Annotated in this window: 25 protein-coding genes; 19 read left to right on the plus strand and 6 right to left on the minus strand. The window is 42.0% G+C overall.

Annotated features, from left to right (window positions below):
* Positions 1–4: 4 nt before the first annotated feature.
* Positions 5–1,279 carry a phosphoribosylamine--glycine ligase gene (gene purD, locus MPH60_RS21375; protein ID WP_241590145.1) on the plus strand — a complete coding sequence of 425 codons (1,275 nt, stop codon included), beginning with the start codon at positions 5–7 and terminating at the stop codon, positions 1,277–1,279.
* Positions 1,280–1,328: 49 nt separating this feature from the next.
* Here the strand turns inward: purD and MPH60_RS21380 are convergent, their stop codons facing one another.
* Positions 1,329–1,595 carry a YgaP-like transmembrane domain gene (locus tag MPH60_RS21380; RefSeq protein ID WP_241590144.1) on the minus strand — a complete coding sequence of 89 codons (267 nt, stop codon included), beginning with the start codon at positions 1,593–1,595 and terminating at the stop codon, positions 1,329–1,331.
* A gap of 146 nt (positions 1,596–1,741) precedes the next feature.
* On the opposite strand from MPH60_RS21380, the gene MPH60_RS21385 reads away from it, so the two are divergent.
* The 16 genes from MPH60_RS21385 to MPH60_RS21460 all read left to right on the plus strand — a co-directional run bounded on the left by MPH60_RS21385 (position 1,742) and on the right by MPH60_RS21460 (position 19,850).
* The gene (locus MPH60_RS21385; protein ID WP_241590143.1) at positions 1,742–3,487 is read left to right on the plus strand and encodes an adenine deaminase C-terminal domain-containing protein; all 1,746 of its coding nucleotides are present in this window, start codon (positions 1,742–1,744) and stop codon (positions 3,485–3,487) included.
* Between the two features lie 43 nt (positions 3,488–3,530).
* On the plus strand, positions 3,531–4,568 hold the full coding sequence (locus tag MPH60_RS21390) for a DUF3048 domain-containing protein (protein ID WP_241590142.1): 1,038 nt from the start codon (positions 3,531–3,533) through the stop codon (positions 4,566–4,568).
* Between the two features lie 26 nt (positions 4,569–4,594).
* A complete protein-coding gene (locus MPH60_RS21395; RefSeq protein ID WP_034306094.1) occupies positions 4,595–4,909 on the plus strand; it encodes a YerC/YecD family TrpR-related protein in 315 nt (104 codons plus the stop codon).
* Positions 4,910–5,129: 220 nt separating this feature from the next.
* On the plus strand, positions 5,130–5,813 hold the full coding sequence (locus tag MPH60_RS21400; RefSeq protein WP_063235730.1) for a heptaprenylglyceryl phosphate synthase: 684 nt from the start codon (positions 5,130–5,132) through the stop codon (positions 5,811–5,813).
* Between the two features lie 61 nt (positions 5,814–5,874).
* The gene (pcrA, locus tag MPH60_RS21405; RefSeq protein WP_241590141.1) at positions 5,875–8,121 is read left to right on the plus strand and encodes a DNA helicase PcrA; all 2,247 of its coding nucleotides are present in this window, start codon (positions 5,875–5,877) and stop codon (positions 8,119–8,121) included.
* 101 nt (positions 8,122–8,222) lie between these two features.
* The gene (gene ligA / locus MPH60_RS21410; protein ID WP_241590140.1) at positions 8,223–10,229 is read left to right on the plus strand and encodes an NAD-dependent DNA ligase LigA; all 2,007 of its coding nucleotides are present in this window, start codon (positions 8,223–8,225) and stop codon (positions 10,227–10,229) included.
* Between the two features lie 11 nt (positions 10,230–10,240).
* Positions 10,241–11,410: a CamS family sex pheromone protein gene (locus MPH60_RS21415; protein ID WP_241590139.1), complete on the plus strand. Its 1,170-nt coding sequence runs from the start codon at positions 10,241–10,243 to the stop codon at positions 11,408–11,410.
* A 351-nt stretch (positions 11,411–11,761) separates the two neighbouring features.
* Entirely contained in the window at positions 11,762–12,052 is a 291-nt protein-coding gene (gene gatC, locus MPH60_RS21420) for an Asp-tRNA(Asn)/Glu-tRNA(Gln) amidotransferase subunit GatC (protein WP_137018236.1), read from the plus strand.
* Between the two features lie 12 nt (positions 12,053–12,064).
* Complete coding sequence (gene gatA / locus MPH60_RS21425; RefSeq protein ID WP_241590138.1) at positions 12,065–13,525, plus strand: Asp-tRNA(Asn)/Glu-tRNA(Gln) amidotransferase subunit GatA; 1,461 nt, start codon at positions 12,065–12,067, stop codon at positions 13,523–13,525.
* A gap of 12 nt (positions 13,526–13,537) precedes the next feature.
* A complete protein-coding gene (gene gatB, locus MPH60_RS21430; RefSeq protein WP_076372752.1) occupies positions 13,538–14,965 on the plus strand; it encodes an Asp-tRNA(Asn)/Glu-tRNA(Gln) amidotransferase subunit GatB in 1,428 nt (475 codons plus the stop codon).
* 166 nt (positions 14,966–15,131) lie between these two features.
* A complete protein-coding gene (locus tag MPH60_RS21435; protein ID WP_241590137.1) occupies positions 15,132–15,674 on the plus strand; it encodes an RNA polymerase sigma factor in 543 nt (180 codons plus the stop codon).
* Positions 15,671–16,138, plus strand: a complete 468-nt coding sequence (locus MPH60_RS21440; RefSeq protein WP_241590136.1) for a hypothetical protein — start codon at positions 15,671–15,673, stop codon at positions 16,136–16,138. Before MPH60_RS21435 ends, MPH60_RS21440 begins: the two co-directional genes overlap by 4 nt.
* Positions 16,131–17,195, plus strand: coding sequence for a hypothetical protein (locus MPH60_RS21445; RefSeq protein ID WP_241590135.1), 1,065 nt, complete (start codon positions 16,131–16,133; stop codon positions 17,193–17,195). The genes MPH60_RS21440 and MPH60_RS21445 overlap by 8 nt, the downstream gene beginning before the upstream one ends.
* Positions 17,192–18,118 carry a LiaF transmembrane domain-containing protein gene (locus MPH60_RS21450; protein ID WP_241590134.1) on the plus strand — a complete coding sequence of 309 codons (927 nt, stop codon included), beginning with the start codon at positions 17,192–17,194 and terminating at the stop codon, positions 18,116–18,118. The genes MPH60_RS21445 and MPH60_RS21450 overlap by 4 nt, the downstream gene beginning before the upstream one ends.
* A gap of 179 nt (positions 18,119–18,297) precedes the next feature.
* Positions 18,298–19,212 carry a diacylglycerol kinase gene (locus MPH60_RS21455; RefSeq protein ID WP_241590133.1) on the plus strand — a complete coding sequence of 305 codons (915 nt, stop codon included), beginning with the start codon at positions 18,298–18,300 and terminating at the stop codon, positions 19,210–19,212.
* A gap of 62 nt (positions 19,213–19,274) precedes the next feature.
* Positions 19,275–19,850, plus strand: coding sequence for a GNAT family N-acetyltransferase (locus tag MPH60_RS21460; protein WP_241590132.1), 576 nt, complete (start codon positions 19,275–19,277; stop codon positions 19,848–19,850).
* A 44-nt stretch (positions 19,851–19,894) separates the two neighbouring features.
* Here MPH60_RS21460 and MPH60_RS21465 read toward each other — a convergent pair whose 3' ends face one another.
* Positions 19,895–20,113: a methionine aminopeptidase gene (locus tag MPH60_RS21465; RefSeq protein WP_101225004.1), complete on the minus strand. Its 219-nt coding sequence runs from the start codon at positions 20,111–20,113 to the stop codon at positions 19,895–19,897.
* 189 nt (positions 20,114–20,302) lie between these two features.
* Between MPH60_RS21465 and rlmD the strand changes: the two genes are divergently transcribed.
* Both rlmD and MPH60_RS21475 read left to right on the plus strand, forming a co-directional pair.
* Complete coding sequence (gene rlmD, locus MPH60_RS21470) at positions 20,303–21,673, plus strand: 23S rRNA (uracil(1939)-C(5))-methyltransferase RlmD (protein ID WP_241590131.1); 1,371 nt, start codon at positions 20,303–20,305, stop codon at positions 21,671–21,673.
* 125 nt (positions 21,674–21,798) lie between these two features.
* On the plus strand, positions 21,799–22,389 hold the full coding sequence (locus MPH60_RS21475) for a YitT family protein (protein WP_241590166.1): 591 nt from the start codon (positions 21,799–21,801) through the stop codon (positions 22,387–22,389).
* Between the two features lie 8 nt (positions 22,390–22,397).
* Here the strand turns inward: MPH60_RS21475 and MPH60_RS21480 are convergent, their stop codons facing one another.
* The 4 genes from MPH60_RS21480 to MPH60_RS21495 all read right to left on the minus strand — a co-directional run bounded on the left by MPH60_RS21480 (position 22,398) and on the right by MPH60_RS21495 (position 25,160).
* A complete protein-coding gene (locus tag MPH60_RS21480) occupies positions 22,398–23,258 on the minus strand; it encodes a DUF421 domain-containing protein (protein WP_241590130.1) in 861 nt (286 codons plus the stop codon).
* Positions 23,259–23,288: 30 nt separating this feature from the next.
* Positions 23,289–23,495, minus strand: a complete 207-nt coding sequence (locus tag MPH60_RS21485) for a DUF1657 domain-containing protein (protein WP_187050408.1) — start codon at positions 23,493–23,495, stop codon at positions 23,289–23,291.
* Between the two features lie 198 nt (positions 23,496–23,693).
* The gene (gene spoVAD, locus MPH60_RS21490) at positions 23,694–24,698 is read right to left on the minus strand and encodes a stage V sporulation protein AD (protein ID WP_241590129.1); all 1,005 of its coding nucleotides are present in this window, start codon (positions 24,696–24,698) and stop codon (positions 23,694–23,696) included.
* Between the two features lie 258 nt (positions 24,699–24,956).
* Positions 24,957–25,160 (minus strand): DUF1657 domain-containing protein, encoded by a 204-nt coding sequence (locus tag MPH60_RS21495; protein WP_241590128.1) that lies wholly within the window; start codon positions 25,158–25,160, stop codon positions 24,957–24,959.
* Between the last annotated feature and the right edge of the window lie 168 nt (positions 25,161–25,328).

Raw genomic sequence — 25,328 nt, forward strand, 5'->3', positions numbered from 1 at the left:
GATAATGAATGTACTAGTAATTGGCCGGGGCGGCAGGGAGCATGCCATAGCCCGCAAACTATTTGAAAGTAAACGGGTTGGGACTGTTTTTGCAGCACCGGGAAATCCAGGGATGACCGATGTGGCGACTCTTGTTCCAATTGATGAAAACAATCACGGGGAATTGGTTGCCTTTGCCAAAAAGAATGCAGTTTCATTAACGGTGATCGGGCCTGAAACACCATTATTGAATGGACTTGCCGATGACTTTACTGAAGCTGGCTTACAAGTATTTGGCCCTAATGGCCGTGCTGCTGTCATCGAGGGAAGTAAATCCTTTGCTAAAGATTTAATGAAGAACTACAGCATTCCGACAGCGGAATATGAAACATTCTCTGATTATGATTCAGCAAAGGCATATATCGAAAAAATGGGTGCACCCATCGTCATAAAAGCGGATGGTTTGGCTGCAGGAAAAGGTGTCGTAGTTGCCATGACGATGGAAGAGGCGTTGGACGCCATCCATGATATGCTTGTCGGAGCAAAGTTCGGGGAAGCCTCTGCGAAAGTCGTTATTGAGGAATTCCTTGATGGCGAGGAATTTTCATTGATGGCATTTGTTAATGGAGAAAAAGTGTATCCTATGGTCATTGCTCAGGATCATAAGCGGGTTTTTGATGGAGATCAGGGTCCGAACACAGGTGGAATGGGTGCATACTCACCGGTGCCGCAAATTTCAGATGAAATGATTCAGACTGCAGTCGAAACGATTCTTAAGCCCACGGTAAATGCGATGATTTCTGAGAATCGGAGTTTTACAGGAATATTATATGCCGGGTTGATCGCTACTGAAAAAGGCACAAAAGTCATTGAGTTCAATGCCCGTTTTGGCGATCCGGAAACTCAAGTTGTTTTACCGCGCCTAAAAACAGATTTCGTAGATACGCTTGAAGCGGTTCTTTCTGGAGCGGATTTACAACTTGAATGGCATGAAGAAGCCGTTCTTGGAGTGGTGGTCGCAGCTGATGGATATCCAGGGGAATATAAAAAGGGATCTATCATTAAAGGTTTGGAAAAGATTGATCCGAAAGCCCATGTTTATCATGCTGGAACGGCTCTCAATAATGAAGGGAACTTCATCTCGAATGGCGGACGTGTACTTCTGGTTGCTGCAAAAGGGAAAGATTTGGCCTCTGCCCAAGCTGAAGTATATAAAGAGTTAGGGTATATTGAGAAAGACGGCTTATTTTGGCGAACGGATATTGGCTATCGTGCAATAAAATACAATTTTTCATCATAATATAAAGAAGCTGACTCTAAGCGGAGTCAGCTTCTTCTTTAGAAAAAACTTAATATGTATCAAATTGATTAGATTCATTTTCCTGTTGTGGTTCACTTTTCATCAAGTTCTGTCCGTTTTCCATCGCATCGACGACAGGACAATAGCGAAGTATGCCTTCGCCTATTTTCATGGCAGAAAGCATCACCACGATTATATAAGATTGGTTTTTCCATGGTTTTTTCACCATTTTAGTCATAGCCCATGTTAAAAATGTAAAACCACAGGTAATTCGCATTAATGCATTTATTATACTGATATTTTGTTTAAACTTCATTTAAAGTCCATCCCTTCACAAAAATTTAACAATATTCTGGATTACATTACTGTTCTAATGGGGCAAGTATGTTACTATGAAATAAAATTGGATTGAAAATGGTTTTTTTTATACATCTTTTTCTAATAACTTATGGGGGAATGTTTATGCTTGAACAGCGCTATAGATGGAAAAATAAACATCTAAGAGAACATATAGATGTGCTGGATGGCAATAGGGCACCACACATTCTGCTTAAAAATACGACTTATTTAAATCAGGCTTTACGAAAATGGGTGAAGGCGAATATATGGATATATGAGGATCGCATCATATATGTTGGCGATAAGCTTCCAGATAATATAGACCGCTGTGAAATGGTAGACTGTACAAACCAGTACTTGGTCCCGGGTTATATTGAGCCGCATTCACACCCTTCTCAATTATATAATCCCCTTTCTTTTTCACGTTATGCATCACATTTTGGCACAACGACATTGATCAATGATAACTTGCCATTTCTATTGCAGTTAGATAAAAAGAAAGCGTTTTCTCTTTTGAAAGAATTACGTAACATTCCTGTAACAATGTATTGGTGGAGCCGTTTTGACGGACAAACGGAATTGATTGATGAAGATACGGTCTTTTCCCATGGCGCCGTTAAATCATGGCTGGAGCATGATGCCGTATTACAGGGCGGGGAACTGACTGGATGGCCGAAGCTTCTCGATGGGGATGACATGATGCTGCACTGGATTCAGGAAGCCAAGCGAATGAGGAAGAAAATAGAAGGACACTTTCCAGGCGCTTCAGAGAAGACTTTAGCAAAAATGACCTTATTCGGCGCTGATTGTGATCATGAGGCAATGACAGGTGATGAGGTCATGTCGCGCTTGCTGCAGGGCTATTATGTATCGTTAAGACATTCTTCGATCCGTCCGGATTTACCAAAGCTGATACAGGAAATCCATGAACTGGGCATCGATCATTATGACAAATTCTTTTATACGACAGATGGATCGCCGCCGTCCTTTTATGAAGGTGGTTTCATAGACTGCTTGATCAAAATAGCGATAGAGCATGGTGTTCCGGTCATTGATGCATACAATATGGCAACTATCAACATCGCACGATATTATAACATTGAATACCTTCATGGAAATATTGCCACAGGAAGGGTGGCGAACATCAACTTCCTGACCGATGTAAAGGAACCCGCACCGGTTTCGGTAATGGCAAAAGGGAAATGGGTTAAACGGGATGGTGAAATCATTCCGGATAAACAGGAAATCGAATGGAGCGATTTCGATTTTAAACCGCTCGATCTTGATTGGGATCTTAGTTTAAAGGAAGATTTTGAATTTTCCATGCCGTTTGGAATTGAATTGGTCAATAATGTCATTACGAAACCGTACTCGCTTGCCAATGATGTTGGCCATGAAGAATTGAACTTTGAGGATGATGAATGCTTTTTCATGCTTATCGATCGGGAAGGAAAATGGCGCATCAATACGATATTAAAAGGGTTTGCGGACAAATTATGCGGCTTCGCCGGCTCTTATACGAATACAGGTGATATCATACTGATCGGTAAAAGGAAAAAGGATATGCATTTGGCATTTAACCGGCTGAAGGAAATCGGCGGTGGAATCGTTTTAACGGAGCAAGGCAAGGTGATCCATGAACTACCTCTGAAATTAAAGGGAGTCATGTCCACCAAGGAGGTTCCTCAACTGATAGAAGAAGAAAATGAATTGAAACATTTGCTGCGTGAGAGGGGCTATCGCTTCGCTGATCCTGTGTACACCCTTTCATTCTTTTCGACAACCCATCTGCCATATATAAGGCTAACCCAGCGAGGAGTATATGATGTAATGAATAAAACTATACTCTTTCCTACTATAATGCGTTAAAATATAAGAGAAGAAATGGCTAATAAATCAGAGGAGTGGAAAGATGAACCTTAAGAGAGTTCTTTTCATCGTTATTGCTATTTTACTGCTGTCAGGCTGTTCTACGAAAGAAGATCCTGCATCGGATGACAATAAGCCGAAAGACCAAGCTGTCATCAAAAATACAGATGTGAAAAATGAACCTTCCAATGAGTTTCCACTAACAGGTATAGCCACCGATGCAGGCAGTGAGCGCAGGGCTGCAGCAGTGATGATTAATAATCATCCGGAAGCACGCCCACAATCGGGCCTCTCAGAAGCAGATATCGTCTTTGAAATGCTCGCAGAAGGTGACATAACCAGATTTTTAGCTATCTTCCAAAGTGAAATGCCAAGCCAAATCGGTCCGATCCGGAGTGCAAGGGACTATTATATCGAATTGGCTAAAGGCCTTGATTGCATCTATGTCTGTCATGGGAATAGCCCCGAGGCAAAAACCATGCTGGACAAAGGGTATATTGATAACTTGAACGGATTATATTATGATGGTACTTTGTTTCAACGTTCGGCAGATCGAAAAGCACCGCATAATTCCTACACCTCCTTTGATGACATCGAAAAAGGTGCGAAGGAAAAGGGATATGAGTTGAATGGTGCACCGGAGCCTTATGCTTTCCTTACAAAGGAAGAGGCAGCTGGACTTCAAGGGGAACCGGCAATGAAAACCGAGGTTTCCTACGGATCAGACGAGTATGATGTACAGTATGAATACGAAGCCACGGAAGAGAAATATAAACGTTATTCGAATGGAAAGCAAACAGTCGAGCATAAATCGAATAAACCTATTTTACTGGATAATATATTGATCATTGAGGCTGCTCATCAAGTGATCGACGATAAAGGGCGTCGTAAAATCGACTTGAAAAGTGGCGGAAATGGTTATTTACTTCAAAAAGGAAAAGCGAATGAAGTAGAATGGGTTAATAAGGATGGTCGGATTATACCAGTGAAAAACGATAAAGAAGTAGGGTTGATTCCAGGTAAAACTTGGATCAATATTATTCCGGATGAACCTGGTTTAGTAGGAGACGTCTCATTTTGATACCCATGAAATTGAGGGGGAGTAACATGCAAATTGATAAGTTAAGAGGAAAAGAAACGGATCAGCTGTTTAAGTCGATCCTTTCCTTGCGTGATTTAGACGAATGCTATCGATTTTTTGATGATTTATGCACAGTTAATGAAATTTCATCACTGGCACAGCGTCTTGAAGTAGCCCGCATGCTTGAAGAAGGAAAAACCTATCATAAAATCGAAACGGAAACGGGTGCAAGCACGGCTACGATTTCCAGGGTCAAACGCTGCTTGAATTACGGAAATGATGCTTATTCCATGGCACTTAACCGTATTAAGGATAACGTCGAGGAAACAACTGAATCCTAATTCTTTCGATCAAAATAAAAAGCCGGGGAATTCATTTCCCGGCTTTTTATTTTGAGTTCAGGACTCTCTTTTCCGGCTGTCTTTCAACCGTATCCATGTTATATTGGATTTTAGATTCAGAGGTTCCATTTGGTAATAACATTTTATCGGTACTTCTCTTTTTTAATGAAAAATCTTAATGCTATAATGGTGTAATGGGAAGTGTGAATGGAGGATTATAATGTATGATTTTCGCGAGTGGAAACATGTTTTCAAACTCGATCCAAATAAAGAAATAAGTGATGAGGCCCTAGAGAAAGTCTGTGAATCCGGTACTGATGCAATCATGGTCGGGGGAACGGATGGAATCACGCTGGAGAATGTGCTTCATTTAATGGCACGTGTCAGACGATATACCGTCCCATGTGTGATGGAAATTTCTTCTGTTGAAACGGTGACGCCAGGATTTGATTTATATTTCATTCCGAGTGTCCTGAATAGCACCAACCCGGATTGGATGATGAAACTGCATCAGCAAGCAGTCAAGGAATACGGATACCTTTTGAATTGGGATGAAATCTTCGTTGAAGGGTACTGTATCCTGAATCCTGAGTGCAAGGCGGCCCAGTTGACGAAAGCCAATACCGATTTGGATATGGATGATGTGGGTGCTTACGCGATGATGGCAGAAAAGATGTTCAACCTGCCGATTTTTTATTTGGAATACAGCGGTGATTATGGCGATGTCCAAATGGTGGAAGCGGCCAAAGAGAGCTTGGAGGATACCGTACTATTCTATGGCGGTGGGATAAAATCGGTTGAACAGGCCAAAGAGATGTCTAAGATTGCGGATGTCATCGTTGTCGGCAATGTGATATATGAAGATTTGAAAGTGGCACTTGCAACAGTTTCGGCAGTTAAATGAAAACATATAATAAATATAGTATACTAAAACAGAAACGAATGTTCGTATAGGTGGTGTGATAATGCAATATTTAGCGGAAAAATTACTAATAGGTTTGAATGAACAGCAACAAAAAGCAGTGAAAGCAACTGATGGCCCACTTTTAATCATGGCTGGGGCAGGAAGTGGAAAGACGCGTGTGCTGACTCACCGAATAGCTTACTTGATGGTCGAGAAGGAAATAGCGCCTTGGAACATCCTTGCAATCACGTTCACCAACAAAGCGGCACGTGAGATGAAGGAGAGGATCCGTGCCATACTTGGCGGTGCGTCCGAAGATATCTGGATTTCGACTTTCCACTCGATGTGCGTCCGTATTTTACGAAGAGATATCGACCGTATCGGATTTAATAGGAACTTCTCGATATTGGATACGACGGATCAGCAATCGGTCATAAAACAAATCATGAAAGACCGTAATATGGATACAAAGAAATATGATTATCGTGCCATTTTGGGTAGCATCAGTTCAGCGAAAAATGAATTGGTCGGACCGGAAGAGTACCTGAAGACGGCGTCTGATTATTTCACTAAAGTAACTGCCGATGTATATACGGAATACCAAAAACGGTTGCGTAAAAATTCAGCGCTCGATTTCGATGATTTGATCATGATGACGATTCAATTGTTCCAGCTCGTACCTGAGGTGCTTGAATATTATCAGCGTAAATTTCAATACATTCATGTTGATGAGTACCAAGATACGAACAGGGCTCAATACATGCTTGTTAAACTATTGGCTTCACGCTTCCGTAATCTCTGTGTTGTCGGGGACTCCGATCAATCGATCTATCGTTGGCGCGGTGCGGATATTGCGAATATCCTTTCATTTGAAAAGGATTATCCGAATGCTAACATGATTTTCCTTGAACAGAATTACCGCTCGACGAAAAAGATTCTTGCAGCGGCGAATAAGGTCATCGATAACAATCAAAACCGGAAGCCGAAAAATCTTTGGACAGAGAATGCAGATGGAAATAAGATATTCTATTACCGTGCAGACAATGAACAAGGGGAAGCGCAATTCGTAGCCGGAAAGATAAATGAGTTAGTCCAGGATGGGAGCCGGAAATACTCAGATATAGCAATACTTTACAGAACAAATGCACAATCACGTGTCATGGAGGAAGTTCTGCTTAAATCCAATATAAATTATGCAATTGTCGGGGGCACCAAGTTCTATGACCGTAAAGAGATTAAGGATTTACTTGCCTATCTTCGCCTTATTGCGAATCCTGATGATGACATCAGTCTTCGCCGGGTAATCAATGTACCAAAACGCGGAATTGGTGCAACTTCAATGGACAAAGTGGCAGATTATGCGGATCAATATGATGTTTCCATTTATAAAGCACTGGAATCGGTTGAAATGGTAGGGATAAGCGGGAAGGCTACCAAAGCGGCAAGGGAATTCCATACGCTGATCACTAACTATACAAATCAGCAGGAATACTTATCCGTGACGGAACTTGTGGAGGAAGTCATTAAGAAAACCGGTTACCGTGAGATGCTGCAGGCGGAAAAAACGATTGAATCACAAAGCCGCCTTGAAAATATAGATGAGTTTTTATCTGTTACGAAAGCATTCGAAGATAACAGCGAGGACAAATCATTGGTGGGCTTTTTGACTGACCTTGCGTTGGTTGCCGATATAGACCAACTTGATGAGAATTCCGAAGAAGCTACAAATACGGTAACGTTGATGACGCTGCATTCAGCGAAGGGACTTGAATATCCGGTGGTCTTTCTATTGGGCCTTGAAGAAGGGGTATTCCCTCACAGCCGCTCGCTTATGGATGAAGAGGAGATGGAAGAAGAACGCCGTCTGGCTTATGTGGGAATTACAAGGGCTGAAAATGAACTATTCATAAGCAATGCCCAAATGCGGACATTGTATGGACGGACGAGCATGAATCCCGTTTCACGTTTCATTGGTGAAATACCAGAGGAACTTCTTGAAGATCTAAAACCGAAACCGGCCCCTAGAGCTAGGCAAACACCTTTCAGTTCTTCGAGAACCGGATCTCCTTCAACTGCTTCAACTAGAAAAGTGCCTGCATTCGGAAGAGCTGTTTCTGCGCCATCCGCAACGGGCGGTGAAGAGATCGGCTGGGCTGTCGGTGACCGTGCCTCCCATAAAAAATGGGGTATAGGAACCGTGGTGAGCGTAAAAGGGGAAGGCGAAGGGAAGGAATTGGATATAGCCTTTCCAAGTCCAATCGGCATCAAGCGCTTATTGGCGAAATTTGCACCAGTTGAAAAAGCTTAAGATTAATATGTTTCCACTGGTAAAGAATAGGGATATCTGACTTTAGACACCGCTCTTCTATAAGAAGTGCGGTGGAGTCTTCTTTAGAAAGGATTGAACGTATGGACTTACAAGCTGCAGAGAAGAAAGTTCTAGAACTGCAAACGCTGTTGAACCAATACAGCTATGAATATTATGTGATGGACCAGCCATCAGTACCTGATGCTGAATATGATCGTCTGCTCCGTGAACTTATTGAGTATGAGGAGAAATTTCCGGAACTGCAAACGGCGGACTCACCGACACAACGGGTCGGTGGCGCCATTTTGGATATGTTTGAAAAAGTGGAGCATACCACACCAATGCTTAGTTTAGGCAATGCCTTCAATGAAAGTGACTTACGGGATTTTGACAGAAAGGTCAGACAATCCGTAGGTGACGATTTTTCCTATGTATGTGAATTGAAAATTGATGGACTTGCCGTCACTCTTCAATATGAGAATGGATATTTCGTAAGAGGGGCAACCCGTGGAGATGGAACGATAGGTGAAGATATTACCGCTAATTTAAAAACGATCAAGTCGATTCCATTGAAGCTGCGGGAGCCGGTTGCCATAGAAGTGCGCGGTGAGGCCTTCATGCCAAAAAAATCATTCGAATCATTAAACAAGGCTAAGGAAGAACGCGGTGAGGAACCATTTGCAAACCCAAGAAATGCAGCGGCCGGCTCGTTAAGGCAGCTTGACCCAAAACTTGCTGCGAAACGGAACTTGGATATTTTCCTTTATGCGATTGCCGATTTGGGCGAAACAGGGGTCCGTTCCCACAGTGAGGGCCTTGATTTATTGGATCGACTCGGGTTTAAGACAAATCGGGAAAGAAAAAGATGCTCGAATATAGAGGAAGTGCTGGCCTATATAGTAGAATGGACGGAACACCGTCCAAACTTAGCCTATGATATTGATGGAATTGTCGTCAAGGTGGATTCCCTTGAACAGCAGGACGAATTAGGATTTACTGCTAAAAGTCCGCGATGGGCGATTGCTTATAAATTCCCAGCTGAAGAAGTCATTACAACCCTAAGGGATATCGAGCTGAATGTTGGCCGTACGGGTGTATTGACCCCGACCGCCGTTTTGGATCCTGTTCGGGTAGCAGGTACCACTGTACAGCGAGCTTCCCTTCACAATGAAGACTTAATCCGTGAAAAGGACATCAGAATCGGAGATCAAGTGGTCGTGAAAAAAGCGGGAGATATCATTCCCGAGGTAGTCAATGTACTGGCAGAGCGCCGTACAGGGGAAGAAGTCGAGTTCCAGATGCCGACTGAGTGCCCGGAATGCAGCAGTGAACTTGTCCGGCTGGACGGGGAGGTTGCTTTACGCTGCATCAACCCGAAGTGTCCTGCACAAATACGGGAAGGCTTGATTCACTTTGTTTCCCGTACAGCAATGAATATAGACAGTCTTGGTGAGAAAGTGATTAGCTTGTTATTTAAAGAAGAACTCATACAAGATGTGGCTGATATTTATAAGCTTACATACGATCAACTGATTGCTTTGGAAAGGATGGGGGATAAATCCGTCAATAAACTTCTTCAAGCAATCGAATCTTCGAAGACCAACTCGTTGGAAAAATTACTATTCGGGCTGGGCATTCGCCATGTTGGTTCAAAAGCTGCCAAGACGCTTGCGAGGGAATTCGGGACGATGGAAGCCTTAAGCAAGGCGAGCCGTGAAGAACTAACGGCCATTAATGAAATAGGCGATAAGATGGCTGATTCCATCGTAGCTTATTTTGAATTGGAAGAAGTCCATGCATTATTGAATGAGCTGGATGCAGCCGGTGTGAATCTTACTTTCAAAGGGCAAAGAGCTGTTGCCATTGAAGATATCGACTCCATTTTTGCCGGTAAAACAGTCGTTTTAACGGGGAAACTGCATCAGTTAACACGTAACGAAGCAAAAGAGAAATTAGAGGCGCTAGGAGCTAACGTTGCTGGAAGTGTCAGCAAGAAAACCGATTTGGTCGTAGCAGGCGAAGATGCCGGTTCCAAACTGGAAAAAGCTGAAAGCCTTGGCGTCATGGTATGGGATGAAGAGAGACTGATTGAGGAACTAAATAAATAAGAGGTGTAGCTATGAGGAAACACTCTATTTTGGGGATGATTCTTATACTGCTTCTTGCTGGATGTGCGCCTAGTTTTGAGGAAAAGCAAGAAGTAGTTCAAGACTCCAAAGACAAAAAAGAAACGGCAATTATTCCGAAGTATAAAATTTCGGAAGAATATTATCAAACAATCCTACCGTTTGAACCATCAAAAGCACGCGGTTTGGTCGTATCGAATCTAAATACCCGATATGACATTGAAGAATTCGAAAATGGTTTGATGCGGTTGGCGCAAACCCAATTCGACCCGGAAGATTACCTGTTTCAAGAGGGTCAAATGCTAGATAGTTCCACCATATCTTCCTGGCTGAACAGAAAATATACCGATAGTCAGTTGAAAGAAAAGAAGAAGAAAGCCTCAGAGAACCTTGGCTTGAATCCGGTTGATCCAGGTAAAGGTGACATTGATAAGCGGAATGAAGAAAATCCAATCTATCTTGCCCATATTTTAGAACATAATTACTTGGTCAAATCAAAAGATAATTCAGTGAACCTTGGCGGAGTTGTAATAGGTCTTGCGTTGAATTCAGTGCATTATTATCAAAAGGAGGCATTCGGTGCCACCTATGAAAATAAAATCGATAGTAAAAAGCTAAAGCAAGAAGGGGAGAAAATTGCTGCAGAAGTCTTAAAAAGGCTGCGTAAAATGGACAAGCTGAAAAATGTTCCGATTACGATTGCCTTATTCGAGCAAAATGAAAAATCTTCAGTAGTCCCTGGGAATTTCATTTCCTATACGAATATCGATAAAAACTCTGACAATATTGGAAAATGGACGAACTTGAATGAAGAGTATTTCCTATTTCCTTCTGCAAGCGCTGAAAAAAAATACCGTGATGACGTCAATACTTTCACGAACTTTAAAGAAGATGTCGAAGAATACTTTCCTAACTTCAACGGAGTAATCGGCAGGGCGTTTTATATGGATGATCAATTGCAAAGTCTGAACATCGATATCCCGATTCAATTTTATGGGAACTCGGAAGCAATCGGCTTTACCCAATATGTTGCCGGGCTTGTAATGGAACGTTTTCCGAACTATATTGCCGTACAGGTATCCATCACCTCTGTAAATGGACCTGAAGCACTCATAGTCCGTGAAGCGAATCAGGACGAACCAACCGTTCATATATATGAATGAAAAAAGATGAAGCTTAGCGGCTTCATCTTTTTTGTGTCCCGCTTTTAAATGTAAAGTATCCAAAATGACCTTTAAACAGGAAGTAATCCCTTCCATTTCAGGGAGCAAATGCTTTAAAAAAGGGGAACATTTGTCGAATTTTAAAGGACTTATTGTCATTTCCCCGGAAATTCCGGCAACTTTCCCATATTTCCCGGAAAATATCTCTTTTTCCTTATGAAATAATTGAATTTCGACATGGTATCTCTTGTTGCTTTACTGTGTAATAGTTTGATATGATTTAAACGATGATTATATGGAGAAAAGCGACGAAATTCAGTCGATTTGGATATTTTTTCGGAGGTGAAGAGAATGTCACGTATTTCTATGGAACAAGTTAAACACGTTGCCCATTTGGCTCGTTTGGCCATTACGGAAGAAGAAGCACAACAGTTTCAGCATCAGCTTGACCAAATGATTTCATTCGCGGAGCAGTTGAATGAGCTTGATACGGATCAAGTAAACCCGACTTCTCACGTATTGGATATGAAGAATGTTATGCGCGAAGATGTCGCAAAACCGGGATTGCCAGTAGAAGAAGTAGTTAAAAATGCACCGGATAGCAAAGATGGATATATCCGTGTACCATCTATAATTGAATAAGGAGGGACAATGATGTCGTTGTTCGAACAAAAGGTTTCTGAGCTGCATGAACGCTTACATAAGAAAGAGATCAGTGTCACTGATCTTGTTAACGAATCGTATAAGCGAATCGGACAGGTAGAGGACAAGGTGAAGGCATTTTTGACACTTGATGAAGAAAACGCCCGCAATCAAGCAAAACGATTGGATGATCAATTGGTAAAAGGCGAGAACGAAGGCGCTTTATTTGGTATGCCGATCGGAGTGAAGGATAATATTGTCACTAAAAATTTGCGTACGACTTGTGCGAGCAAAATTTTGGAGAACTTTGATCCAATCTATGATGCAACCGTTGTTCAAAAGCTACAGAATGCAGAAACGGTTACGATCGGGAAATTGAATATGGATGAGTTTGCAATGGGTTCCTCCAATGAGAACTCCGCGTTTCAGGCAACTCGCAACCCTTGGAACACGGAATATGTGCCAGGTGGTTCTTCGGGTGGTTCAGCTGCATCTGTCGCTTCCGGTGAAGTCCTATTTTCTTTAGGTTCCGATACGGGTGGATCGATCCGCCAACCAGCGGCATATTGTGGAGTTGTCGGCTTAAAACCTACATATGGACGGGTTTCACGATTCGGACTTGTAGCATTTGCGTCTTCACTGGACCAAATCGGTCCGGTTACAAGAACCGTTGAAGACAACGCTTATTTGCTTGAAGCGATTTCAGGTGTAGATCCAATGGATTCGACCTCTGCTAATGTTGACGTGCCGAATTTTGTGAATTCATTAACAGGCGATGTTAGAGGATTGAAAATAGCTGTGCCTAAAGAATATCTTGGCGAAGGCGTTGGGGAAGAGGCGCGTAATTCCGTACTTGAAGCGTTAAAAGTATTAGAGGGGCTTGGAGCTGAATGGGAAGAGGTATCCTTGCCGCATTCCAAATATGCTTTAGCTGCCTATTATCTTCTATCTTCATCGGAAGCTTCGGCTAACCTTTCACGTTTTGACGGTGTGCGTTACGGACACCGTACAGACAATGCAGAAACACTTATAGAAATGTATAAGCAAACCCGTGCAGAAGGATTCGGTGACGAAGTGAAACGCCGTATCATGCTTGGAACGTTCTCCTTAAGTTCAGGTTATTATGATGCTTATTATAAAAAGGCTCAAAAAGTACGTACGTTAATCAAAAAAGATTTTGAAGATGTCTTTGAAAAATACGATGTCATCGTTGGACCGACTACACCTACACCTGCATTTAAAATTGGTGAAAAAGTCGACGATCCATTAACGATGTATGCGAATGATATCTTGACGATTCCAGTCAATCTTGCTGGTGTACCGGGTATATCCGTGCCATGTGGATTCGCAGCGAACGGGCTTCCGCTTGGACTGCAAATGATTGGGAAGCATTTTGATGAAAGCACGATTTACCGCGCGGCTCACGCTTTTGAGCAAGCAACAGATTTTCATAAACAATTTCCTAAGCTGTAAGGGGTGAAAAAAATGGACTTTGAAACGGTGATTGGTCTAGAAGTACACGTAGAATTAAAAACGGATTCTAAAATTTTCTCAGCGAGCCCGAATCATTTTGGTGCCGCTCCAAATAGTAACACGACTGTAATCGACCTAGGCTACCCAGGTGTATTGCCTGTCGTCAATAAAAAGGCTGTTGATTTTGCAATGAAGGCTGCAATTGCCCTGAATTGCGAAGTGGCGGAAATTACGAAATTCGACCGGAAAAACTATTTTTACCCGGACAATCCTAAAGCATACCAAATTTCACAGTTCGATCAGCCGATCGGTGAGCATGGTTGGATTGAGATTGAAGTGGGCGGCAAGAAAAAGAAAATTGGCATTACCCGTATTCATATGGAAGAAGATGCTGGAAAGCTGACACATAAAGGGAACTATTCACTTTGTGATTATAACCGCCAAGGTACGCCTCTAGTTGAAATCGTATCCGAACCGGATATCACTTCCCCGGAAGAAGCTTATGCATATCTGGAAAAATTGAAATCCATCATTCAATACACCGGCGTTTCCGATTGTAAAATGGAAGAAGGCTCACTTCGCTGTGATGCCAACATTTCCTTGAAACCTGTCGGCCAAAAAGAATTCGGTACGAAAACCGAATTGAAAAACTTGAACTCATTCAACTTCGTCCGTAAAGGGTTGGAGCATGAAGAAATCCGCCAAGCGGAAATCTTGAATGAAGGCGGCATAATCGAACAGGAAACACGCCGGTTCGATGAAGCTACAGGCAGAACGGTACTAATGCGAATTAAGGAAGGCTCCGATGATTATCGTTACTTCCCGGAACCGGACTTATTGACAATCCATATCGATGAAGAATGGAAAGCGCGTATCGCAGCTGAGATTCCGGAACTTCCGGATGCCCGGAAAAAACGCTATGTCGAAGAATTTGGCTTACCGGAATATGATGCAGCCGTTTTAACGGTAACGAAAGAAAGTGCTGATTTCTTTGAAGCGACAGTCGCTTCAGGCGCGGATGCGAAGCTGGCATCTAACTGGATCATGGGCGAGGTTTCCGCTTTCTTGAATGCAGAAGGTAAAGAGCTGCATGATGTCAAATTGACTGCTGAATCGTTGGCTGGAATGATCAAGCTTATTGAAGATGGCACGATTTCTTCTAAAATCGCGAAAAAAGTTTTCAAAGAATTGATTGAAAACGGCGGGGATGCTGAAACGATCGTCAAGGAGAAGGGACTTGTCCAAATTTCCGATGAAGGCGCATTGCGTACAGCCGTTGAAGAAGCTTTGAATAATAACCCGCAATCAATTGAAGATTTTAAGGCCGGTAAACAAAAAGCAATCGGCTTCCTTGTCGGGCAGATCATGAAAGCGACAAAAGGACAAGCCAATCCACAGCTTGTTAATAAAATTTTGGTGGAAGAAATCAATAAACGTTAATATTGACCGTATCACTTTTAAAGTGGTACGGTTTTCTCTTGATTAAGAAAAGAGTTACCGTGAAAAGGCGGAAAAATATTTTTGGTTTTTTTTTGAGTTATCTGTAGGGGTAACTCCTTTTTGTGCGTCTATTACATGAATGATTAAAAGGAAAGGGGGAAGAGAAGTGACGGATGAGTTAGTTGAAAAGGTAAGGGCTGGGAATGATCATGCATTCCGAATGTTGATTGAAACATATAAACAGTCGATTTATCGGACTGTCTATTCCGTTTTGCGGAATCAAAAGGATGCAGAAGATGTTACCCAGGAAGTCTTTATCAAAATCTACACCTCTCTTCCTCAATATAAGAACCAAGGCTTCAAAACCTGGATTACCCGAATTGCGGTCAATCATGCTATCGATCTAAAGAGAAAGAGGGAACGTCAAAAGGAAGATTTGCAGGAAGAACATTCATCGGAAGCTAATTTGGGCTTAACGGATGATGCCGAGGCCGTATTCTTTCGGAATGAAAGGCGAAAGCAAGTATTACGGAAGCTGAATGACATTCCAGAGGGATATAGGGATGTTGTATATAGCTATTACATAAAGGAAAAGACATTCAAGCAAATTGCAGAGGAACAGCATATTCAAGTGAAATCTGTCGAGGTAAAGCTATATCGGGCAAGAAATTGGATGAGAAAACATTGGAAAGAGGAGGATTTTTCATGAATCATGTTCCTGAAGCAGAGTGGGTTGCATATTTGGCAGATGAAATACCAGAGGCTCTAAAAATTGAATATGAAAATCATCTATACTCCTGTGACAAGTGTTTGTCCGCCTATATGGAAGCGATGGAAAATGAAGAAACCAGTTTGGACATCGAAGGATTTGATATTGCAGGTCCTATCATGGACTCGATTAGCCTATTGAAAGAAGGTTCTGGTGAAGAGGCTAAGCAACACCGAAAAGAGAAATCACTTCGGACGATTACAAGACATTACCTGATTGCGGCCGGGTTTACGATTTTATTGATGGCAGGCGGAGTATTTCAATCATTGACGGAATACGTGGATTCTGTGGAATCAAGCAGCGGAAAGGAAACGCAGTCCTTAACCGATGGGCTTATTGATAAAACATTTAATTGGATGGACACAATCGAAAAGAAAAATAAGGAGGGGTTTAGAAATGAATAAAAGTCCGGTATTAGCTTTTTTATTATCGTTTCTGCCAGGTTTCGGACATTTTTACCTAGGAAGGAAATATAAAGGGTTATTTTATTTTCTTGCCACGGCTGGATTGGGGCTTGGAGGTCTATTTCTTTCGTTAATCAGTCAATCGGATGCGTTTCTGGCTTTTTCCGTTGTTGGAATGGTGTTTTATTTTATCAGTATATTTGATTTGGTGGTCACTTCACTGAGGAATACTAAAAGTGAAGAGAATGTAGGGGCCGATCAGCCGGAGGCGGAAAGATTTTATGTAATCATCCTTTCATTCGTTCCAGGATTAGGGCATTTTCAGCTGGGTCTCATGAATCGGGGACTCATTTTTCTCATCGGCTTTTTAGGCCTTGGCATCATGGTGGTATTCATCAGTGTGATGACACAAATGGAAGGTCTGTTAATATTCATGGCATTATTGCCTGTTATCTGGATTTACAGCTTTTTTGATTCTGTACAACAGCTGAATAAAAAGCAAAGAGGTGAGGAGCTTATCGATCAGACCGTTTTGGAAGATTTCGAGGAGAGAAGGGAATCCGGGAAGAAGAGTAAATCGGTCGCGACTTTATTCGCCATTTTTCCTGGTGCAGGTCACTTATATTTAGGGCTGCAAAAACGTGGGATTCAATTGATGGCAGGCTTTTTATTCGCCATTTACATACTGGATTTGCTCCGGTTAGGTTTCTTCTTTTTCCTTATTCCGATTATCTGGTTTTATAGTTTTTTTGATGGATTGCAAAAAGCCTCGAAAATGGAAGAGGGTCCAGTAGAGGATACGCCCATCATTTCTGGTATGGTCAATCACCAAAAATGGCTAGGATTAGGGTTGGTGGGAATTGGAATCTATTTCTTGGCCAGTAATATAATCGTCCCGGCCATTGCCCCTCATTTAGATGAATGGATTGGAAGCAACTTGGAGTATTGGTTTAGAGATTATTTTCAAAAAGGACTTGTTTGCATCCTTCTCATAGGCGGGGGAATCAAATTGCTGTCGGGAAGTAAAAAAGGGAGAGTCGAGGAGGAGAAAAAATGAGAACATGGAGAGTCGGAACGATTTCGATGGGGATCTCCCTGGTTGGTTTGGGTTTGGTTTTACTCGTTTCTCAAATTGCGGATATGAATTTGACGACGATTCTGCTATCGTGGTGGCCGTTGCTGTTCATTATCTTGGGGGCAGAGATTCTCTTCTATATTTATTTTTCCAGAAAAGAAAGTTCTTTTGTAAAGTATGATATTCTTAGCATTCTTTTCGTGGGATTGCTGGGAACGACGGGAATAGTTTTAATTCTGCTTACTTCCAGCGGATTGATGGATCAAGTTAGGGCTGCCGTTAATAGTGAAGAGAAAACGGTCAATTTGCCTGGTTTTAATCAAAAGGCAGGGAAGGGCATACAGAGAGTGGTCCTGGACACTGGCTCATACCCATTGACAATTGAAAGTGGTAAGGACGAAGAAGTTTCCGTTTTTGGAACATATGGTGAGCGGGTAATGGAAGATGCTGATTCATTGTTGAACAAGGCGGAAGATTATTTACTTGTTGAAAGAAATGGTGATACTCTTTATATTAGCTTCAAGGATTTGCCGAGTAAAAATGGACTTTTAGACAGTGGTACAAGGAATCTTAAGGCCACCCTTATAATCCCTGCTGAGTTGGCAGTGGAGATAGACGGACAAAGTACCGATCTTGTCTTGAAGCCTAGAAAGCTCTTGAATGACTGGAGTGTGAAGGACAGCGGAAGTCTAAGTGTATTCCTTCAGGATAATAGTGATATCAAGATAGATGCCAGAGGGGTTGAGGAACTTGAAGGCCCTAAGAGTGGCTGGAAGGTGACTGAAGTGAAAGAAGGAACAAGTGAAGAAGGCATTGTAAAAAAGAACGGGATATTCAATACTGGTGAAGGGAAACATACTTTAACGGTTACCGATACATTTAACGTGAACGTTCAATATCCATGATTGAAATCATTTACTAGAATAAAATTGAAAAAAGCATTATAATTTCCCTGATACGATTTCTAGTAAAATGTAAAAGATATGGACCGAAATACGGTCCTCTTTTTTTCGAATATTGCTTTTCATGTAACGAAGGATTAAGATGTAAATTATGGAATCAATATGTATAAGGATGATGGGAAATGAAAAGAGCAAGGTTGATTTACAACCCGACTTCGGGCCGGGAAGCCATTAAGAAGAGCCTGCCAGGTGTGCTAGCAAAACTCGAAGAAGCTGGTTATGAAGCTTCTGCACATGCGACGACCGGTGCCGGGGATGCGACGAAAGCGGCTAAGATAGCGATTGAACGCGGCTATGATGTAGTTATTGCAGCAGGGGGCGACGGTACGATTTATGAGGTTGTTAATGGACTGGCCACTGCAGAGAAACGTCCGAAACTAGGTATCATTCCGACGGGTACGACCAATGATTTCGCACGGGCGCTGCATTTACCGAAGTCGATCGAAGGAGCAGCCGAAATTATTGCAAGTGGGCATACGATGCCGGTCGATATTGGGAAAATGAACGATAAGTATTTCATCAATATTGCTGGCGGGGGCAGATTGACCGAATTGACCTACGACGTGCCGATCAAGCTGAAAACCATGCTTGGTCAGCTAGCGTACTATATTAAAGGAATTGAAATGCTTCCTTCAATTAAGCCGACGGAAGTTTCTATTGAATATGATGGAAAGCTTTTTGAAGGAGAGATCATGCTTTTCTTGGTGGCTAACACGAATTCGGTCGGGGGCTTCGAGAAATTGGCACCTGACGCCTCTTTGAATGATGGGATGTTCACGTTGCTTATTTTGAAAAAGGCAAACCTTGCTGATATTGTCCGTGTCGCAACATTGGCAATGCGCGGTGAACATATTCATGATAAAAACGTCATTTATGAAAAAGCCAATCGAATTAAAGTACATGCCAAAAAGGACATGATGCTTAACTTGGATGGGGAATTTGGCGGGATGGCCCCAGCTGAATTCGTGAATCAGTACCGCCATTTTGATGTATTCATCCCTCAAGGAATACTGCCGGACGATCCGGCAAATAAATAGGTTGAAGAGGCCACTGAATCTGGTGGCCTTTTCAGTTTAATGAAGCAAGGAGAATTACAAACATGTATATCAGGAAAGCGACGCCGGAGGATGCGGAAAAGGCAGCCGTATTGACCCGGTTAGCGATTAAGGAAATTGCAGAGGTTTTGACAGGTGAAACGGAAGAAGAAAAGATACTTTCCGTTCTTGCCGATTTGTTCAGGAAAAGTGGGAATCGGGTCAGCTATGAAAATACGCTTGTCAGTGAACATGATGGACAAGTATCTGGATTGATCATTGCTTACCATGGCAAGGATGCAGAAAGCTTGGATGAACCGATAGTGAAACAATTAAGGATGAAGATGAAAGACCCAAGCGTTACGCTCGATAAGGAAGCGGAAATGAGAGACTTTTATTTGGATACAGTATCCGTCGACCCCGATTTTCAAGGAAAAGGTATTGGCAGTGCACTGATTCAATATGTTGAGGGATACGCTAAACATAAGGGATACCCAAGGATTTCTTTAGTCGTTGAAAAGGAAAATAAAGCGGCGAATCGTCTCTATAGCAGATTGGGGTATGCGGAAATTAAAACGATTTCGATTAGCGGTCATGAATTTCGCTATATGGTAAAGGAAATAGAAGAACCTCCTGTTTAACAGGGGGTCCTTTTTACTTATTTGAGATTTGGCACTGTATGCGATTACATTTGCTGTCCATTCATGGCGGCCCAATCAGCGTAAGCTCCGGTGCCATTACAGCCGGGACAGTCGTGTATATCGGAAAAATGATATTCCGTAGGTACGAAGGAGCTGTATCCACGTCCGTAACAATCCGGACAGAGGCCCTTTTCCTCCATACTTGCACGATGTTTTTCTAACCTTGTAGCATTCCAGGCCGATATAGAGTTAAATAAACCCATTTCCTCACCTCATCTGTTTTTCCTTATTTTTCTTTTTTTAGTGAACTTTTATTCATGGAACTATGAAAAATCCGTAGTTCCTTCCACTATATTTTTATGAAAACCAAGGTAAATTGGTGAGTGGTTTTGTGACAAGGCCTCTATTGTGGTAAAATACAGGCTAGCATAAAAAAGAAAAGAGAAGATGATATGAAAAAAACAGCACCAGTTGCTAAAAATGATATTATAGAAGTTTTATTTGAAGATTTAACACATGAAGGGGCTGGCGTCGCTAAAGTCGATGGCTACCCGATCTTTGTTCAGAGCGCCCTTCCAGGAGAAAAAGCAAAAATTAAAGTGATGAAGGCTAATAAGGGTTATGGCTTTGGCCGCTTGATGGAGATTATCGAAAACAGTCCATACCGTGTTGAGGTCACGACCGAAGATTACCCTAAATACGGTGGTTGTCAGCTGCAGCATATGAGCTATGAAGGTCAGTTGGAATTCAAGGAAAAGCAAGTCCGTGAAGTGATGACACGCATCGGGAAACTTGAGGATGTGAAGGTTCACCCAATCATCGGGATGGAGAATCCAACCCATTATCGCAATAAAGCGCAAGTGCCTGTTAGTGAAAAGGATGGCAAGCTAATAGCAGGGTTCTTCAAACCGCGGACACATGAAATCGTTGAAACGAAAGAAAGCATTATTCAAAATGAAGTGATCAATGAAGCCGTTCAAGTTGTTAAAGAGATTTTCAGTAAACTTGGTATCCCTGCTTATAATGAAGAGGCACATAAAGGTGTTTTGCGGCACATCATGGCCCGTTATGGCAAGCAAACAGGCGAATTGATGATCGTTCTTGTTACAAGAACGAAGAGTATCCCTTTCATCGAAACCATCGTGAAGGAAATCGTTGAACGTCTTCCACAAGTGAAATCCATCGTTCAAAACGTAAATTCCAAGAAAACGAATGTTATCTTGGGCGATAAAATGACTGTACTATGGGGCGACGAAGTGATCCATGATATGATCGGTGAAGTGAAATTTGCGATTTCAGCAAAATCTTTCTACCAAATCAATCCAGATCAAACGAAAGTCCTTTATGATAAAGCACTTGACTATGCAGGGCTGACTGGTGAAGAAACGGTGATTGATGCCTATTGCGGCATTGGGACCATCTCTTTATTTTTAGCTAAAAAAGCGAAAAAAGTAATCGGTGTCGAAGTGGTCGAAGAAGCGATAGAAGACGCACGCCGCAACGCTGAATTGAATGATATCTCAAATGCAGAATTCATGGTTGGCGATGCAGGTAACGTTATTGCCGAATGGTATCAAAAGGGTAACACTGCGGATGTCGTTGTCGTGGATCCTCCTCGCAAAGGTTGTGAAGAGTCCCTTCTGAATACGATCATCGAGATGAAGCCAAACAAAGTCGTCTACGTATCATGCAACCCAGGCACTCTGGCGCGTGATCTTCATATCTTGGAAGAAGGCGGATATAAAGCAGTTGATATCCAGCCTGTTGATATGTTCCCGATGACGACACATGTTGAAAATGTAGTGTTATTAGAGTTGAAATGATGGAATGGGGCCCGGTCTAAATGACCGGGCCCTTTTTCACGTAGTTAAATCGAAGTAAAAGAAGGGGAATTTTTTTTTGAATGGATATTCTTGACGCCCTGACTTGGACATATAGTAAGAAATATATGAAATGTGAGGCAGGTGATTTTATTAATTTTCAAAAAGCGGTTGCTGTAATTGTTGGTAGCTTTTTGGTGGGTATTGGAATCAATGGCTTTTTAGTTCCGCATCATTTAATAGATGGCGGCGTTATTGGGATTGCACTCATCCTTCATTATTTCTTTGGTTTTCAAACAGGGCTATCCATGTTGATCCTTAGTATTCCTATATTTTTATATGCCTGGTACTATGAACGGCCTTTTTTCTATAGCAGCGTTCACGGATTGCTTCTGACATCCCTTTTTATGGATTGGCTTAATCCATTGAAAAAGATCTTTTCCATGTCGATACTAACAAGCTCTTTGATTGGCGGTGCCATCATAGGGATGGGGATAGGACTCATGCTTCGATATGAGACAAGCAGCGGGGGAACGGATATGTTAGCTAAAATCATCTCAAAATCTACCTCCATGGATATTGCCTTGGCGATTATCGTCATAGATACACTAATCATTTCAGCTGCAGCATTCACCTTAGGTATCGAAATATTTCTTTTTTCATGTGTGACGATCGTCATCATTGGACTGATCACATCGCTTATGAAAGTGAGGAAGTGAATATATAATCAGTTCCTTAAAATATGGGCTACTTTATCTATTGCCCTTTGAAGCTTTTCGCTATTTTTGCTAAACATCTCTTTAGCTTCCTTTGATTCAGTTCCAAGGGCAAATAACTCTAAGTCCGCTTGGCATTTTTTCAAAGTCGCGAGCAAAAGAGGTTTTTCTTGAGGAGAAGGAACTTTAAGTTTATCATCATAAAGGTCCACAGTTAATTCCCCGTTAGAATTAGCTTGACCAAGAAACACATTTTCCAAGAGTACACCCAACTTATCCAGTTCAGTATGAAGCCAATTTCGGTTCAGACCAATCGTCGAAAGCGGTTCATCAAGTATGCTGCCGTCCATAATGATGGTTTGCGGCTCCTTTACTGCAGCCACTGGCAGGTTAAGGTCCTTAGGTGTTATAGGTTGATTTTGCTTCTTTAGCATTACGGAAAAATCCCCGTTGGCTTCCAATAAGGCAAACTCAACTTCAGAAATGTCGAAAACATCCTTTTTCCGGAGCAATCCCAATAATTCATCGATGGTATATTTCTCTTTTTTTAGATTATCTTCCATTACTTTCCCATCTTTGATGAAAACCGATGCTTTTCCTTCCACAAGATCACGGAAGGTTTTACTTTTTAGGGATATTGATCCTGCAATGAAGGGTGCTATGGCAAAAACGAGAATGGACAGTACCCCATGTATAATATTGCCCTCCACTTTCGTAGCTAATTCTGCCCCGACATTACCAATGGTTATGCCCGTTACATATTCAAAAAAGGAGAGCTGGGACAATTGCTTTTTGCCTAACACTTTTGTGATCACAAAAAGAACAATTAAAAAAAATAATGAACGCAAAACAATTTCTATCCAATCCGGCATTACCAAACACCTCCTGCTTGATCATTGTATTTAAAAACCTTTATATTGTGGTTCTTCCCGTTCTAACTCTCCCACGCGCTTCTGTACATCCTTCATAACTTCATTCACCACCAGCATCGTTTCATGCAAGATGCGTTTAGATTCATCATCTTGAGTCCGGAGTGCTAAGCTGGATAAACCTGCTTCAATTCCTTTAAGGCTAGAGACACATTGTTTTACATTAGAAGCTATTGTCATGCAGCATCCTCCTAATTTTAAGTTCATGGGTCGGTACACTCCAGGCTGTTATCCATGCGAGTGACAACAACCGAACAATCCCATTCTTTTCCGCATCCGCTAACGCTTCCGAAACCATCTCCGCAGCCAAGAATGTTCATCTGGTATGAGCAGAGTGCATACTTCAAACCCGTTAAACAAGTAAATCATGGTTGTGGTTCACTCATTTTCAATCGATACGGCATGGGCAATGCATGGAATCGTCTCATTTTGTTGAAAGGATAGGGGAGATAACAAGGCACCGGTAGCCACGACGAGCAATCGTTTTATCTCTCCCCTTTTCATGCGATTTAATAAATGACCATAAACAACGGTTGCGGAACATCCAGGGCCACTTGCCCCGGATAAGACCGGTTGACCATCCCTGTATATCATTAAACCGCAATCTTTATATTGCTCTTCTTTAATCGGCGTACCGTGTTTTTCAAATAATGCCAGAGAAACTTCATGTCCAATCTTTCCTAAATCCCCAGTCACTATTAAATCATAATAGGATGGGTCGAGGTTTCTTTCTCTTAAATGGGCTTCAATCGTATCCACGGCGGCCGGGGCCATGGCACCACCCATATTGAAAGGGTCAGTCAATCCCATGTCGATGACACGGCCTATCGTAGCCGAAGTGACCCTTGGACCTTCCCCGGCGCTGCTTAATAAGGCCACGCCGGCTCCCGTAACGGTCCATTGGGCTGTTGGAGGTTTTTGCCCTCCGTATTCAGTTGGGTAGCGGAATTGCTTTTCCACTGCGGCGTTATGACTTGATGCTCCTGTCAATAAGTACTCTGCTCCTTTGGTATTGACAAGGTAAGCACCAAGCGCCAATCCCTCCATGGAGGTGGAGCAGGCGCCAAATAAGCCGAGATAAGGTGTTCCCAGTGTTCGGCAGGCAAAACTAGTAGGCGTTATTTGATTGATAAGGTCTCCTCCAAGGAAAAATTGTATCTGTTCCTTCTGAAGACCAGCCTTTTCGATTGCTTTTGTGCTCGCTTCTTCCAATAAAACTTTATGTGCCTTTTCATAGGTATCTTGATTTATCCATAAATCGGAATGGAGAAGATCGAAATCATCCGCAAGCATACCGTCTGCTTCAAATGGACCGCCGACAGTTCCTGTGGAGACGATGACAGGCTTTTGATCAAACACCCATGTACGATGCCCCGTAAGCATTATAAACCACCCCAATGTATGAGTATTGTCAGTGCTAAGGTAAAACTAATAAAATAAATGCTTCAACAATTTGACTATTGGTGCCATTTCCCTAACATAGATAGCTGCATTACTGCCAATTCCATACACCACAAGTCCGGTAAGGAACTGGGATTTTCGCAAAAATCCTGTCTTACGGAAAAACGCTTGATATAGAAAAGGAATGAATGGATATAAAAAAGGGCTGGTTGTCTTAACCACCCTTTTTTATATGAATGATTATTGCTTATATTGAGGTTCCTCATTTTGAATCTCTTCAATTCGAGGAGTGATGCTGTCAACGATCGTTTGTGTTTGTTGGGCAGCTTGCTGATACAATTGTTTCGCTTGCTCATTATCTGTGGAAAGGGCGAAGGTTTCAAAGTTCGCTTGAGCACTTTTCAGCCCTGCTAAAGTTGTTTTGACATCGTTTATTACTGTCATATATGAACCTCCCTAATTTATATCTTCTTTTTTAGAGTAAGAAAAAAATGATTATCTATACCTTCCAAATTTCTCTAGGAATTGAATTAATCAAACGTTTGATTAATGACAAGAAGTGTGGTTAAGAGCATTCTTTACGCAAAGTGTTTTTATTGTTTAATTATTGAC

It is taken from the genome of Peribacillus sp. Aquil_B1, assembly GCF_022603275.1.
Taxonomy (GTDB): Bacteria; Bacillota; Bacilli; order Bacillales; family DSM-1321; genus Peribacillus.